Annotated in this window: 9 protein-coding genes and 1 pseudogene; 5 read left to right on the top strand and 5 right to left on the bottom strand. The window is 46.3% G+C overall.

Annotated elements, in window-relative coordinates:
* Nucleotides 1-501: 501 nt before the first annotated feature.
* Nucleotides 502-1,353, bottom strand: a complete 852-nt coding sequence (locus tag EK374_RS14785; protein WP_127025217.1) for a DMT family transporter — start codon at nt 1,351-1,353, stop codon at nt 502-504.
* Between the two features lie 979 nt (nt 1,354-2,332).
* Here EK374_RS14785 and EK374_RS14775 point away from each other — a divergent pair.
* The 5 genes and pseudogenes from EK374_RS14775 to EK374_RS14760 all read left to right on the top strand — a co-directional run bounded on the left by EK374_RS14775 (nt 2,333) and on the right by EK374_RS14760 (nt 6,189).
* Nucleotides 2,333-3,495 (top strand): IS3 family transposase gene (locus tag EK374_RS14775; RefSeq protein ID WP_206099215.1). Its coding sequence is split into 2 segments (ribosomal slippage): nt 2,333-2,588 and nt 2,588-3,495, totalling 1,164 coding nucleotides; the frame shifts between segments, so codons are not numbered across the junction.
* Between the two features lie 33 nt (nt 3,496-3,528).
* Nucleotides 3,529-3,795 (top strand): annotated as a pseudogene (locus tag EK374_RS21160) (DUF6174 domain-containing protein); the annotation flags it as partial.
* Nucleotides 3,796-3,925: 130 nt separating this feature from the next.
* A protein-coding gene (locus EK374_RS14770; RefSeq protein ID WP_127019341.1) for an IS3 family transposase occupies nt 3,926-5,073 on the top strand; the annotation gives its coding sequence in 2 pieces (ribosomal slippage) (nt 3,926-4,163 and nt 4,163-5,073; 1,149 coding nt in all).
* 99 nt (nt 5,074-5,172) lie between these two features.
* Nucleotides 5,173-5,478, top strand: coding sequence for a DUF6984 family protein (locus tag EK374_RS14765; RefSeq protein WP_164731886.1), 306 nt, complete (start codon nt 5,173-5,175; stop codon nt 5,476-5,478).
* Between the two features lie 90 nt (nt 5,479-5,568).
* Nucleotides 5,569-6,189, top strand: coding sequence for a hypothetical protein (locus EK374_RS14760; RefSeq protein ID WP_127025208.1), 621 nt, complete (start codon nt 5,569-5,571; stop codon nt 6,187-6,189).
* A 493-nt stretch (nt 6,190-6,682) separates the two neighbouring features.
* Here EK374_RS14760 and EK374_RS14755 read toward each other — a convergent pair whose 3' ends face one another.
* From EK374_RS14755 to EK374_RS14740, 4 genes are all read right to left on the bottom strand, one after another.
* Nucleotides 6,683-11,188, bottom strand: a complete 4,506-nt coding sequence (locus tag EK374_RS14755) for an EAL domain-containing protein (protein ID WP_127025205.1) — start codon at nt 11,186-11,188, stop codon at nt 6,683-6,685.
* 132 nt (nt 11,189-11,320) lie between these two features.
* Nucleotides 11,321-12,280 (bottom strand): cobalamin biosynthesis protein CobD/CbiB, encoded by a 960-nt coding sequence (locus EK374_RS14750; RefSeq protein WP_127025202.1) that lies wholly within the window; start codon nt 12,278-12,280, stop codon nt 11,321-11,323.
* Complete coding sequence (gene mtnN, locus EK374_RS14745) at nt 12,281-12,994, bottom strand: 5'-methylthioadenosine/S-adenosylhomocysteine nucleosidase (RefSeq protein WP_127025199.1); 714 nt, start codon at nt 12,992-12,994, stop codon at nt 12,281-12,283.
* 145 nt (nt 12,995-13,139) lie between these two features.
* On the bottom strand, nt 13,140-14,024 hold the full coding sequence (locus EK374_RS14740) for a pirin family protein (RefSeq protein ID WP_127026565.1): 885 nt from the start codon (nt 14,022-14,024) through the stop codon (nt 13,140-13,142).
* Nucleotides 14,025-14,064: the final 40 nt, after the last annotated feature.

Here is a 14,064-nt window from a genome sequence, read left to right as displayed (position 1 = left end):
AAGCGAATAAAAATAAATTTTGTGATTTAAAACCATGAAGATTGTTTTGTCGCCCGTCTATGGATTGAAATCGTTGTTTAGAGAGAGCTCGCAGTCAACAAAGTCCGCAGCTTCAAATACGCAGGGCTGCACAAAGCAATTGATGATGCGGCGAGGCGACGAGTGATTGAGACCCCAGGAGCATAGCTCACCTATGTGACTGGGGCGAAAGAACTCAGTCAACAAAGTCCGCAGCTTCAAGTACGCAGGGCTGCCCAAAGCAATTGATGATGCGGCGAGGCGACGAGTGATTGAGACCCCAGGAGCATAGCCCACCTATGTGACTGGGGCGAAAGAACTCAGTCAACAAAGTCCGCAGCTTCAAGTACGCAGGGCTGCCCAAAGCAATTGATGATGCGGCGAGGCGACGAGTGATTGAGACCCCAGGAGCATAGCCCACCTATGTGACTGGGGCGAAAGAACTCAGTCAACAAAGTCCGCAGCTTCAAGTACGCAGGGCAGTTACCACAAACGTTGTCTGGTTGTGATATAGCCTGCATAAAAGATAATAGCCACACCGGCAAACCAGCTCATGGTGACAGGTTCTGACCAGAATAAATAACCAAACAGGCCTGCAAAAATCACAGAGCTGTAGGTCCAGATGCCAATGTCAGAGGCGGGGGCTAAAGCATAAGCTTTGGTCATCGCCATTTGGCCTATAGCAGCCAATACGCCCATAAAAGCAAAAGCCCACCAGGCGATAGCAGGCAGCTCTTGCCAATAAAAAGGCACAGGCACAAAAGAGATAATTGCAGTTAGCAAAGAGAAATAAAATACGATGCGAGCCGCTGGTTCAGTGTCGGACATATACCGAATAGTAGTTTTGGTGACCGCCACTAACACGGCCGACAATAGCGCAATTAAAAACAGGTAAAAAGCACCACCGCCTGTGGCAATAGGCAACGCCAGCAGTACGCCACCAAAACCCAGCGCTATGCTGAATAAGGTCAGGCGACTGGCCGTTTCTTTTAACCAGAATTTAGCGATGAGTGGCACTATAAAAGGCGACATTAACAGTACTACCATGGCTTGCGCTAAAGGCAGTTGGCTGATGACATAAAAGAAGCAGTACATCGAAATAATACCGGTGACAGAACGGCTTAGATGCAGATACCAGCGCTTTGTATACAGCAGTTGTTTGCCTTGCAGCCAAAGCCAGGGCAGCATCACCAGCAAAGCAAAAAAATTGCGGAAAAACACCACCTGCGCATGACTGGCACTGTCGCTGGTCAGTTTGACTAAAGCACCTATACCGGCAAAACAAGCTTCTGCCAATAACAGCAATAAGGCGCCTTTCAGCAGATTGGGTTGCATCGGAAATCACATCAATCGAAGAGGCGCGCAGTATATACCCTAAGATATTGATGTTGCAAAGCGGGGCTGAGTGTTGCTTGCAGATAGAGGCGAATTCAGAGTGTAATTTGCTATAACCATAAAACAGGCACGCTTTGAACAAGTCAGCAGGCACATTTATTTGTTGCTGAAGAAGGAAAAACGCTCTAATTTAGGCACTTAGCGTTGGGCGGGAAAAAAATAACAGGCCAGAGAAAAGTAATACTGTGCCAGCACGCTTTTGGCCCTAGCTTGTAGTGGTTGGTTTTGATTAATCAATCTTTATCAATTCGTTAACGCTGGCTTGTGATCTGGTATAACCAGGTAAAGTGTGCCGGCACAATATACAAATGTTAGCTTGGATAAGGTGCTTCGTGAAGTATTTCGTCATTTTAGTATCTTGCATAATCATTTTCAGTCTTTGGCCATCATGGAGTGATGGGCCATACGAGGTTTACTGGATTGATGGGAAAAAAAGCCTGGGTTATAGCTTGGGTGAAGGATCGTATATCCGGCGGATAGAGAGCCCAAGGAAAATAGAGGCTAACGAAAAGTACATCTCTATCTATGCGTGCCCTGACGACTCATGTGGTTTTTATTACATTGATAGAACCAAGGATCATCAATTTGCTGAGGCAACGGAATTTGTTTTTGGGCCATATACAAAAGCTAAGTTTATGGAGTTACAACAAACAATGTTACTTCCAATGTTGGATACCGAATAAATTAAATGCTAACAAACAAATTTTATCGCCAGCAAAAAGCGCTGGCTGCGACGTCAACCCGCTGCGCGGCTTTCCGCGCTAAATTTGGTAGTTAAGTACTCAGGGGTTTTAGTGATATCGAGCTATCAGGAGTACAAAGTCACCTTAGAAGAGCTGCACTCATTACTCAAGCAGTATGGACTTCCCCTAAAACACTAGACACTCCTTAGGTTAAAATACAACTTTAGGAGGGCACCATGTCCAAGCAACGTTTTACACCAGAATTCAAAGCCGAAGCTATCAAACAAATCACAGAACGTGGATATTCCGTTAAAGATGTATCTGAGCGCTTAGGCGTATCAGACAACAGCCTTTATAAGTGGCTCAAGGAACATAATCAGGCCACTAATCCAGATCCTGTAGTGACGCAGCAGCAGGATTTAGCCGCTGAAAATGCCAGGCTAAAAGCCGCTTTAAAACGGGCTGAAGAAGAGCGGGACATCCTAAAAAAGGCCGCCGCATACTTTGCCAAGCAGTTCAGTTAAGGTATGCCTTTATCCGCGATAACCAGAACTGCCATCCTGTGCGGTTGATGTGTACCATGCTGCGTGTCCATCACAGCGGCTATTATCAATGGCTGAAGCAGCCTGAATCAAACAGAGCACGTGAGAACCAGCGTTTAACGGCACTGATTAAAGAGTCATGGCTTGAAAGCGGCGGCATTTATGGCAGCCCTCGTATCCATGTTGATTTACGTGAAGCCGGTGAAACCTGCTCGGAGAATCGCGTAGCTCGCTTGATGAATTTGGCTGGCCTCAAAGCTATTCGTGGTTATAAAACGCCACGTTATCGTGCGGGTAAACCCGCTGTACCGGCAAAAAACCAGTTACAGCGTGAATTTACTTATAACGAGCCAAATAAAGCCTGGGTAACTGATATCACCTATATCAGAACCTACGAGGGCTTTTTATATCTTGCCGTAGTGTTAGATCTGTACTCTCGACGAGTCATTGGTTGGTCGATGAAGGCCACGCTGGCGAAAGAAATTGTGCTTGATGCGTTGTTAATGGCTGTCTGGCGCAGGAAACCGAAACAACCGGTCATCATACATTCTGACCAAGGCTCCCAGTTCAGTAGCGATGAATGGAAACGATTTCTGGATACACACAAACTCTCAGCCAGCATGAGTCGGCGCGGTAACTGTTGGGATAATGCGGTTGCCGAATCCTTCTTTAGTTCACTGAAAAAAGAGCAGATTAAACGGAGAATTTATAACAACCGTGAAGAAGCGCGTAGTGACATTTTTGAGTACATCGAGGTATTTTATAACCGTCGGCGCAGACACAGTCATTTAGGACAGTTATCACCAGCAGATTATGAGGAAAAAGCTAATCTCAACGAGGTTAACGAGTGTCTATGAGATTGGGGGAAGTCCAATGAGTGCTCAACTCCTAAAGTTGGAATTGAGGTTGAAGTGAGAAATGGAAAGCTTACGAAGTTCGGTACTTGCGCATTAACTGTAGAAAAAGCTTCTCAATTTGGAACAGTAGAGAGGGTGTTTGAAACTCTGAAAAATGAAAGGTCTAGCTCACCTCCTGGTCTAGAGGTAAGATTTAATAAGGTTTATGGGTATCCTGAATATATAGACATAAACTATTCTAGGTGGCTAACTGATCATAGAGTTCAATACCACCTGCGTAATTTCAAGGTCATGGAGTAAAGTTACCTAACAAAGTGCTCCAACTCACGCACTACGTGCGCTGGACAGTTTGTAAGTCGCGGCTTTGTGAATCGCCACTAATTTCCTAGACACCTTTCAGTTAGATAAACTAACTCAAAGAGAGGTGCCTATGAGCAGTAAACGTTACCCCGAAGAATTCAGAATCGAAGCAGTTAAGCAGGTCGTTGATCGCGGCCATTCAGTTGCGGATGTTGCCAAACGGCTCGATATCACCACGCACAGCCTGTACGCCTGGATTAAAAAGTACGGTCCTGACAAACAACAGCATAATGATTTGGCTGACGCTCAGGCCGAGATTAAGCGACTGCAAAAAGAGCTGAAGCGAGCCACCGAAGAGCGCGACATTCTAAAAAAAGCCGCGGCGTACTTCGCAAAGCTGTCCGACTAAGATACGCCTTCATTAAAGAACACTGCGACAGCTGGCCGGTGCGCTGGCTTTGTAACATGTTGGATGTGCATCCCAGTGGATACTATGCGTGGAGTAAGGCATCGCTGTCGAAACGCGATAAAGCAAACCGGCGGCTGACAGGATTAATAAAACAGTTTTGGCTGGAGTCTGGTTGTGTGTATGGCTACCGTAAAATTCATTCTGATTTACGTGATTTCGGCGAGTCTTGCGGCATTAACCGGGTATACCGGTTGATGCAATCCGAAGGGCTTAAAGCACAGGTTGGATATCGCAAACCCAGATCACGTAAGGGGGACAGCCATATCATTACGCCGAACCGCTTGCAGCGGCAGTTTAATCCGTTAGTGCCTGACGAGGTATGGGTAACTGATATCACGTACATCCGCACGCATGAGGGGTGGCTGTATTTGGCTGTGGTTGTGGATTTGTTCTCGCGCAAGGTTGTTGGCTGGTCGATGCATTCCCAAATCAGCAAAGATATTGTGCTGAACGCATTGCTGATGGCCGTGTGGCGACGTCAGCCTAAAAAACAGGTGATGGTTCACTCCGACCAAGGGAGCCAATACACCAGCCATGACTGGCAGGCATTCCTGAAAACTCATGGCTTACAAGGCAGCATGAGCAGACGCGGAAACTGTCATGACAATGCAGTGGCAGAAAGCTTCTTCCAGTTGTTAAAGCGAGAGCGGATCAAGCGGAAAGTCTACACGACGCGTGATGAGGCCAGAAGTGATGTGTTTGATTACATTGAAATGTTTTACAACAGTAAACGGAAACATGGTTCCAATAATCTGCTGTCACCGGTAGAGTATGAAAACCGTTACCAAGAACGGCTGGGAAGTGTCTAGTTTATTGGTGGCGATTCATTGTGGTTTTGCTGCGCAAAAGTAATCCACAAAACCTCGACTTACAAACTGCCGTTGAGCACGGCGTTATGAGTTTTGATTATGCGAAACCCAACGGACGTTGAAGCTCGAATCCTAAATGAACTATTTGCGCGAGCAGATCTAGCGTATGACGCAAAATCGTTACAAGTAGAATCAATGGATGATGGCAGGATGGGTAGCTTAAAGATTGGAATCAATCATTCACAGCGTAGCTTTGGTTCAGCTTGCGCAGAGTTTGAACTGACCGATGATGATGGAAAACCAGTGCTATTTTCGTTGTATCTTGATATGGCAGGCGAGCCTTATGAATTGGATGCATTCAAGAGTGATTTCAGTGAAACAATCCTTCTGCAAAACAATTCATAACAAGCGTCTTAAACAATGCGGCCTGCGGCCGCAGGACTCGCAACAAGTTGCTTGCGTTTAGGCGATAGTTATGCGTGAAGGAAGTGCCGCGTGAGTAGCGAAGATTGGTATAGGAACGAAGAGTGGAGCGAAGAAATTGAAAACAAGTTCTTCGAAAAGCTTAAGCGCGCTCGCCGCAAAGACCAGTATTTGCGAATCCAGGCTTGTACCATTGCTAGCACTGAGCCTGATGTTGCTCTTTCACTACTACAACATTACTTCGCTCTAGAGGATGACTTCGATCATGCTCAGGCCTACTGCGATATGGCGACCGCATATGTCGCCAAAGGTGAAATTGAAAACGCGATCAACGCTTATGGTAAGGCCTTAGAAAGAGAGTCGGCCTTTCCAAATTTAAAAACCGATGCATATATTCGCTATCCAATGCTCATTGTAGAGAACAAACTTATTAACTTATATCAGTCTGCCAGCGAAGTTTTAGATGAACATCAGCAGCGTTTAATGTTTCCAGTCGATCATTTTCGTTGGCATGCAGCAAAGGCCATTATTGCCGCTGCAATTGGTGGTAAGGAGCTAGCAGCTAAACATGCTCGCATGGCATTCGACGCCGCCAAAATAAAAAAGTCAGGTTTTCGCGTCCATCAAAGTCTTGGTTTGGTGGGTAAAGAATATAAAGGCGTGGTAAATGAGCTTCGTGCTATACACGCATAACAAGGCGCATCACTCTCTCCCTGCGGTCGCTGGGACGCTGGCTTTCGCGCGCGTGCGCTAAGCGTTACCACCTATCCACCCTCAAATAAAACGGCCAGCCCAAACAAGCACCTCGGCGTGCGTAGCGCAAAGTAGTTGGTGTTACAGCGAGGCGGCAAGGGGTTGAGACCCCAGGAGCATAGTTGTCTATGTGACTGGGGCGAAAGCGCGAAGCCAACAAAACTGTGGCTTTAATTTTTCAGTGCGTAGTACAAAGTAGTTGGTGTTACCGCGAGGCGGCAAGGGGTTGAAACCCCTGCAGCATAGTTATCTATGTGACTGGGGCGAAAACGCGAAGCCAACAAAGCTGTGGCTTTAATTTTTCAGTGCGTAGCGCAAAGTAGTTGGTGTTACAGCGAGGCGGCAAGGGGTTGAGACCCCAGGAGCATAGTTGTCTATGTGACTGGGGCGAAAGCGCGAAGCCAACAAAGCTGTGGCGCCAAATACGCAGCGCTTAATTCAAATGCTCACTATGCAGCCAGTTAATTAACTCAATAGCTGGCATAGGTTTAGCGAATAAATACCCCTGAATGAGATAACACTGGCGGCTGCTGAAAAATGCCAGTTGTTGTTCGGTTTCCACGCCTTCGGCGACACAACTCATGCCTAAGCTGCCTGCCATTGATAAAATCGCTTCAATAATAGTTTCATCGTCTGGATCTATGCCGATGTCTTTAACAAAACTGCGGTCGATTTTTATCGCATCTATTGGCAATTCTTTTAAATATTTTAATGAAGAATAACCAGTTCCAAAGTCGTCCAGTGCCAGCTGAATACCCAGTTGGTTCAGTGCCAGCATAGTAGTAATGGCTTTTTCGTGATCCCGCATTAACGCGCTTTCAGTCACCTCAAAACGCAGGCACGATGCTGGTAGCTGATACTTGTCCAGTAGTTTTTCAGTGTGTTCTGCCAAAGAGAGTTGTTCTAAATGGCTGGTGGATAAATTGACGGATAAATACAAATCTAAGCCAGCCTGACGCCATTGTTGTAAATCAACCAATGCCCGTTCCAGCAAAGACAATGTCATAGGGATGATCAGGCGTAAATCTTCCGCCATAGGAATAAATTCAGTTGGTGGAATAAAGCTGCCTTTATGGATCCAACGCATCAAGACTTCAACACCAATGACGGACTGGCTGCGACAATCGACAATAGGCTGGTAATAGTTGATAAATTCGCCATCTTTAAAAGCCTGCCGCAACTGGGTTTCTTTGGCCAGCTGCATATGGGCTTTTTCATTCATTTCGGCAATAAAAAACTGGAAGTTGTTACGGCCTAAATCTTTGGCGTGATACATAGCCACGTCTGCATGTTTTAGTAACGAATTGGCGTCAAGCGCATCGTCGGGGTAGACCGCGATGCCTATGCTGGGTGATACGCTGACGGTGTGAGAACCCAGTTGCATGGGCTCGCCAATGGATTGCAGCATTTTGCGCGCTACATGGCTGATATTGTCATCGTTTTTATAGCTTTCCAGCAGCACGACAAATTCATCACCGCCCAAGCGCGCTATGGTATCGGTTTCTCTTAAGGTATTGCGTAAACGTTTAGCCACTTCCTGTAGCAATTGATCACCAACATCATGGCCTAAGGAATCGTTCACCTGCTTAAATTTATCCAAATCGATAAAACACAAGGCCAGAGATTTTTTTGCTCTTTTGGCTTGATCGATGCCATGCTGAATACGGTCCATCAGCAGAGTACGATTAGGTAATCCGGTTAGCGAGTCGTAGCTGGCTAAATAGCGTAATTCCTCTTCTGCTACTTTTTGCGCAGTAATGTCGGTAAATACCAACACAAAAAACTCCACCTTATCTATATCGCCAATAGCGCTGATGTTAATCAGGGTAGGGCGCTCTTTGCCATCCGGCGTATGCACCAGTTCTTCACCTTGCCAGTGCTGGTTGACGGTTAAACCACGTAACAACGCAGTGTAAAAACGACGACGTTGTAAGCTGATCCCCAAATGGTGGGTTTTAGGGCTGACCAGATACTGGTCCACTGAACCAAACACATCGGCAAACGACTGGTTGGCGGCAATAACACGCTGGTTGGCATCTAAAATCACCACCCAGTCACGGGTTTGCTGGAAAGCTTCGCCAAATAACCGGGCTTTTTCCTGGTTGGCGCGGGTTTCTGTGATATTGCTGAAGGTACCAATCACCCGCTCTGGCTGACCTTCGTCATCCACTTCAGCCACTTTGCCTATATCACGGAACCAGAGCCATTTACCGTTTTTATGCTGCATGCGGTAGGTATGGTCAAAGGTTTTATCCGGTGTTTGCATCAGCTTTTGCCAGGACTGCTGGTAAGCGTCTTTATCTTCCGGATGCAACAAGGATAAATGTTGGCTCATCGCCAGCGGATTCAGTGCTTCCTGATAACCCAGCATGCTGTATATACGCGAAGCAAACATAATATTTTTACGGGCATGCCATTCCCAGGCTCCACTGTCTATAGAGTCCAGCGCTTGTTTTAAGCGCTGCTCACTGGCTGTTACTTTGGCGTGGGCTAGTTTTAGCATGCGCTGTTGTTTTTGTCGGGTGCGTAAGTAAAACAACATGATGATCAAAGAAACTGAAGCGTAGGCTATATAAGCCCAATGACTGAGCCATGGGGCTGGTTGTACGTTAAGACGCAAAGTTGCGACTTCGCTCTCAAGCCCGGTCACGGGAGATACAGCTACTACATTAAATTGGTAATCACCAGGCGTCAGTTGCGGAAACATCACTGAGCTTGAGCTTTGCTCCGGAAATACCAGACGCTGTGGGCCATCCAGCCAGTACCGATAACGCATTTTGCTGCTGTCACGAAAATTCAGACTGGAGTAACTGATGGTTAACCCCTGACTGTCGTAAGGCAGAGTAAAAAGCTGACCAGATAAATCAGTCATCGGACTTTCGACGGGGGAAGACAACAAATCAAGTTGGGTAATAACAATACGGGGTTTACGTCTGGGTTCTGTCAACATCACCGGAGACAGTAAGTTAATTCCGCGGATAGAGCCAAAAGCCATTTCGCCGTTACTTAAAGCTGTGCTGCTTTGACTGATAAATTCGTTACTGGTTAAGCCGTCTTTTTTACTGAACTGCTCAATATGCAAAGTATCGACATTTAAAGAGGATACGCCATGCAGGCTGGAAAACCAGATATGCCCCAATTGATCATTGTTCACAGCGTAAACCACGTTGGTATTGAGTTTGTTTTTACTATGAAAATGATGCTTCAACTGCATAGTACTGGCATCAAAAGCCAGTAAGCCAATATCTGAGGCGCTAAACCAAAGGGTATTATTTTTATCCAGCGCCATCTTATCGGCAAAACGCATACTAAAAGCCGGATTGGTTTCTGCCTGGTATAACAGCTTTAACTCTGCAGTTTTTTCATTAAATAACCAAAGCTTTTCATAGGCCGAGAGTACCAGCCAATCTGGCTTACCTGGCCATTTTCCTAAAATAACTCTGACCTCACTGGCAGGCAGCTTTTTAGTTAATTCTGTCAGTTCGTTCAGTTGGCCGGTTTCTGTACTGTATAGGTAGAAACTTTGTGGCGTTAGCAGATAAAAGGGGTGGTGTTGGTTGAGCCAACTGCCGGGGCGTGCTACGTCCAGTACCTTTTTTTGCTCTGGCTCCTTTAGCTTAGGTTGCTGCAATTCTTTGTTTTGAACTGAAAAATAGTTTAAACCGCTGGAGGATAAAAACCACAAGTCACCTGCTTTATCCATGGATAAATTTGTGATGGTGCTGGTATGCCAGACGGCTTTTGGATCAGGGTTGACCAGAAAATGCTGCACCTGCTCAGTTTTCAGGTTTAATAAGTTCAGGCCATTGCGGCTGCCAAGCCAAAGCTCTTCTCTGTTTTTCTCGATAACAGAGATGATTTTGTCATTACTTAAAGCCTGAGGCCCTGTGCGGCTGAAACTGCGAATAGCCTTACTACGCGGATGCCAGTAATAAGCACCATCAAAGCGGCTGCCGAGCCAATAGCCACCCTGACCATCTTCTTGCATTGCCACTACATTGTCATCGGATAAATTAAAATTACTGTCGCTGAATTTCAGCACCAGTTCCGTACTGTTCAGCTCTGGTGTATAACGCACTAAACCACGTTCTGTGCCCAGCAATATGTCATCAGAGTGCATATGTATTTGCCAGACATTTGGCCCGGCAATCAGCTCTTTGGTGGCGGGGGCTTGCCCTGTTTTCAGGAACTGTGCAATAGCATCCAACTCGAGTTGGTACAAACCTTCGACTGTACCAATCAACAGATGTTGATGATGGATCAGTAAAGATTTTACATGGCGCTGATAATCTAAGACCTGACCCTGAGGTAAATGAGGCACAAGCTGGAGTTTTTTACTTTCTTTATGGTAAAGCACTAAACCATGGCTGGTGCCAAGTAAAACCCAGTCTTTGGTGTTGAGCAGTGTCCTGATCAAAGCATCGCTTAAACCTATGTCAGCCAGCGTGGCTAAAGTAGTCAATTGGCCGGTTTCTGTTTGATAGCTGTAAAGATCAGTTCTGCTACTGAGCAGTAAATCGTCGTTATCGGCCAGGGTTAAATTGACAAAGCGGTTTTCGGGGGTCGCAGTCCCCGGTAAAGAACCATGCAAAAACAGCTGGGCTTTGACGGGATCAAAACTATATAAACCTGAACGTGGTGCTAAAGCCCATAAACGCTGTTTTGCATCTAACACTAATTGAGTAAAAGCCAGACTTTGTAATTGCGGAGAGTCAGCACCAATCACTAAATTGTTATAACCATCGTACCGGTTTAAACCTGCATCCGTTGCAACCCATAAAAATCCCTGGCGGTCGAGCAACAAATCATTGACTGAACCTTGAGATAAGTTTTGATCAGGGGTTAATGGCTGTAATAGCGATGCAGCTATTGCAGATTTGCAAAAGCAACAAAGCAGCAACAAGCCACAAACGTAGCGCAATAGGGCTAAAACAGGCAAAACGATTCCTCAGTAGGTCGGTTGTTATTTTTATAGGTGTCAATCTGCTGTAAGAAGCCCTAGAAAATACAGCGAATGGCGCTTAAAAGTCCAGCATAGTTCCAAAGAATTATTACAAAAATTATCAGGTTATTAATAAATAAACCAAAGGCATTGTAACAAGCTGAAAATAAATACAATGAAGGCGCAATACAACTGAAATTGCCGATTGAGTTTAAGAGCCCGCAACACGTCGCTTACTTGAGGTAAATAGGACGGTCCAAGGCGCTGACGCTGGTTTTTCTGTTGCTGATAAATCACAGGCCCCGCCAGATTGACCCGCAAGGCAGAGGCTAAAGCACCTAAAATAAGCAGATGCGGTAAACATAATTTCAAACCAGATGCTTCACGCCATTGCCGGAATGCTCCTGCAATATCAGTCAGAAAGGCCAGCAGCAATGCAGTGATCAGGCTGCCAGGCAGGCTGGCCCATTGAGTAAGCAAAGAAGCTGGGCGGCCAAAATAACGGAAGTTGCTTTGTTTGTCGTTCCATTGTTGATTACATAGCAGCAGCAAACGATAAGCCACAGCGGCTAAACCACCACCTATTAAAAACCAGAAACTAACCCCGACCCATTGTTTGGCGGTACGAAGCCATAACATTTCAATGTTCGCTTTGCATAAGCCTGCGCTGCTTAAACTTTGAGTTTGACGTAACACCAGAGGTTGCAATAGATCTTTAGCTCTGCTGTTTTGTTGCTGGCTGATAGCCAAAGCTATTTTGTGGCTTTGCTGGCGGTAGTGGACAAAGTCCAGACAAAAATACAGCAGTAACCCATCCAGCACTAAAGGCCAGTCAGATAACCAGTACAAAGGCGCCAATAAAGCCAAAGTTGGCAGCATGACCACTGCCAAAGCTAAACTGCCGGAAATGAGTTGCTGGCTGCTGGCTCTGTGTGGATCCGGATGAACTTTTGCTGCGAGCTGTTTGGCAAAAATGCGGAAAAAGGTTAAAGGCTGGTAATCCTGCGGCAATAACACCATGCTGCCAAGCAACCAAATGCTTAGCAGAATCAATGGATAAGCCGAAAGATCAGCCAGCCAATATGGCATTTAGCTCAGCTGAACCGTTTTGAGGTTTTTCAGAAGCTCCAGCACCATGGCTGAACTGTTTTTAGAGGCGATTTCTAAATAAGCTTCAAAAGAGCTAGGAGACTCTTTGCCTGCGATATCGCTCAAGCTGCGGATCACCACAAAAGGTGTGTTCAACTGATAACAAGCCTGAGCTATGGCTGCACCTTCCATTTCCACTGCAAGCATGGTTGGGAATTGTGCACGGGTTTGAGCAATACGCTCAGGCTGGCACATAAACACATCGCCAGTGGTGATTAAACCTTTTTTAGTTTTGCAAAAACCTAAGGTATTGATGCTTTGCTCTGCAGCGCTGATCAAAGCTGGATGGGCCGTAAAACCTGCTGGCATGCGTGGTACCTGGCCAATTTCGTAACCAAAAGCTGTGACATCGACATCGTGATGGCGCACTTCAGAAGAAATCACCACATCGCCAACATTTAGCTCCGGGTCAAAACCACCGGCTGAACCCGTGTTAATGACACAGTCCGGTTTGAACTGACTGATTAATAAAGTAGTAGCGACAGCGGAAGCCACTTTGCCTATACCAGATTGCACCAATACCACGTCGGTGTCGGCCAGACGGCCCTGATAAAACTCATAATCCGCCAGTTTGACCGTGGTCATATCGCTCAGTTGAGCTTTTAAAATTGCAATTTCCGGCTCCATAGCGCCGATAATACCCACAAGTTGCATCTGCCGATCCTCAAAATTAGAAAGGGCAGATGATAGCATCTGCCCTTTATTAATTACACCCGAACAATAGACGGGCAGGGATGAACCACCTGTCAGGTATAGGATTGGAATTTGAGACGGGCGGGGACAAGCCACCGCCCCTACACTAGATTGATTTATGAATAGCTATGGTTTTGGCTTGCTGATTATTGGTCAGTTTTCCGGCCTGATAATCACGGATAGCTTGCTCAATTTCTTCTGGCTTATTCATTACAAAAGGACCGTATTGCACTACGGGCTCTTTGATAGGCTTAGCCGCCAGCAGGATAAAACGCGCTTTGTCTTTGGCTGAGACAGTCACGCTGTCGCCATCTGTCAGTACAGCGCCGTGATGATTGGCGACTCGTAAGCCTTCCACAACAACTTCGCCTTCAAAAGGATACAGATAAGCGTTATGACCAACTGTGACAGGTAAGGTCAGGCTTTGGCCTGCTTCTAACTGCACATCCAGATACAAAGGTTCAGTTGATAAGCCAAAAATAGGGCCACGCACTGTTTTGCCATTCAGTTCTGTTTCGCCAGCTATCACTTTGACAAAACTCTGCTGAGATAAATTCACCAGCGGAATATCTGCAGCCGGAATATCAACATAGGCGGCTTCTTTCATTTTTTCTGCAGCTGGTAAATTAATCCACAACTGAAAACCACGCATCAGGCCAGACTCCTGTTGCGGCATTTCTGAGTGGATAATGCCACGGCCAGCTGTCATCCACTGTACGCCACCACTGGTTAAATGACCCTGATTGCCGAGGTGATCTTCGTGCAACATATGGCCATCCAGCATGTAAGTCACAGTTTCGAAACCGCGATGTGGATGGGCAGGAAAACCCGCTATGTAATCGTCGGCTTTGTCTGAACCAAAAGCGTCCAGCATTAAAAACGGGTCCAGACGCACGCCCTGGCTTTGGCCCAGGCTGCGTTTAATTTTTACGCCAGCGCCGTCAGACGCCAGCATGGCAGGGATCAATTGTTTTAAAGTACGGGCTGTCATCATAAACTCCACTTCATTAAGGGATGGCTGGTTGATGGGG

This window comes from Rheinheimera mangrovi, from assembly GCF_003990335.1.
In the GTDB taxonomy this organism is placed as follows: Bacteria; Pseudomonadota; Gammaproteobacteria; order Enterobacterales; family Alteromonadaceae; genus Pararheinheimera; species Pararheinheimera mangrovi.
The sequence above is the reverse complement of the archived record's forward strand: the minus strand, read 5'-3'. Positions and strand labels throughout refer to the sequence as shown.

Excerpts from the sequence above, each read along its gene's own strand:
- mtnN (WP_127025199.1), bottom strand. The coding sequence starts at position 12,994 with ATGCAACTTGTGGGTATTATCGGCGCTATGGAGCCGGAAATTGCAATT.
- EK374_RS14740 (WP_127026565.1), bottom strand. The coding sequence starts at position 14,024 with ATGACAGCCCGTACTTTAAAACAATTGATCCCTGCCATGCTGGCGTCT.
- EK374_RS14750 (WP_127025202.1), bottom strand. The coding sequence starts at position 12,280 with ATGCCATATTGGCTGGCTGATCTTTCGGCTTATCCATTGATTCTGCTA.
- EK374_RS14765 (WP_164731886.1), top strand. The coding sequence starts at position 5,173 with ATGCGAAACCCAACGGACGTTGAAGCTCGAATCCTAAATGAACTATTT.
- EK374_RS14785 (WP_127025217.1), bottom strand. The coding sequence starts at position 1,353 with ATGCAACCCAATCTGCTGAAAGGCGCCTTATTGCTGTTATTGGCAGAA.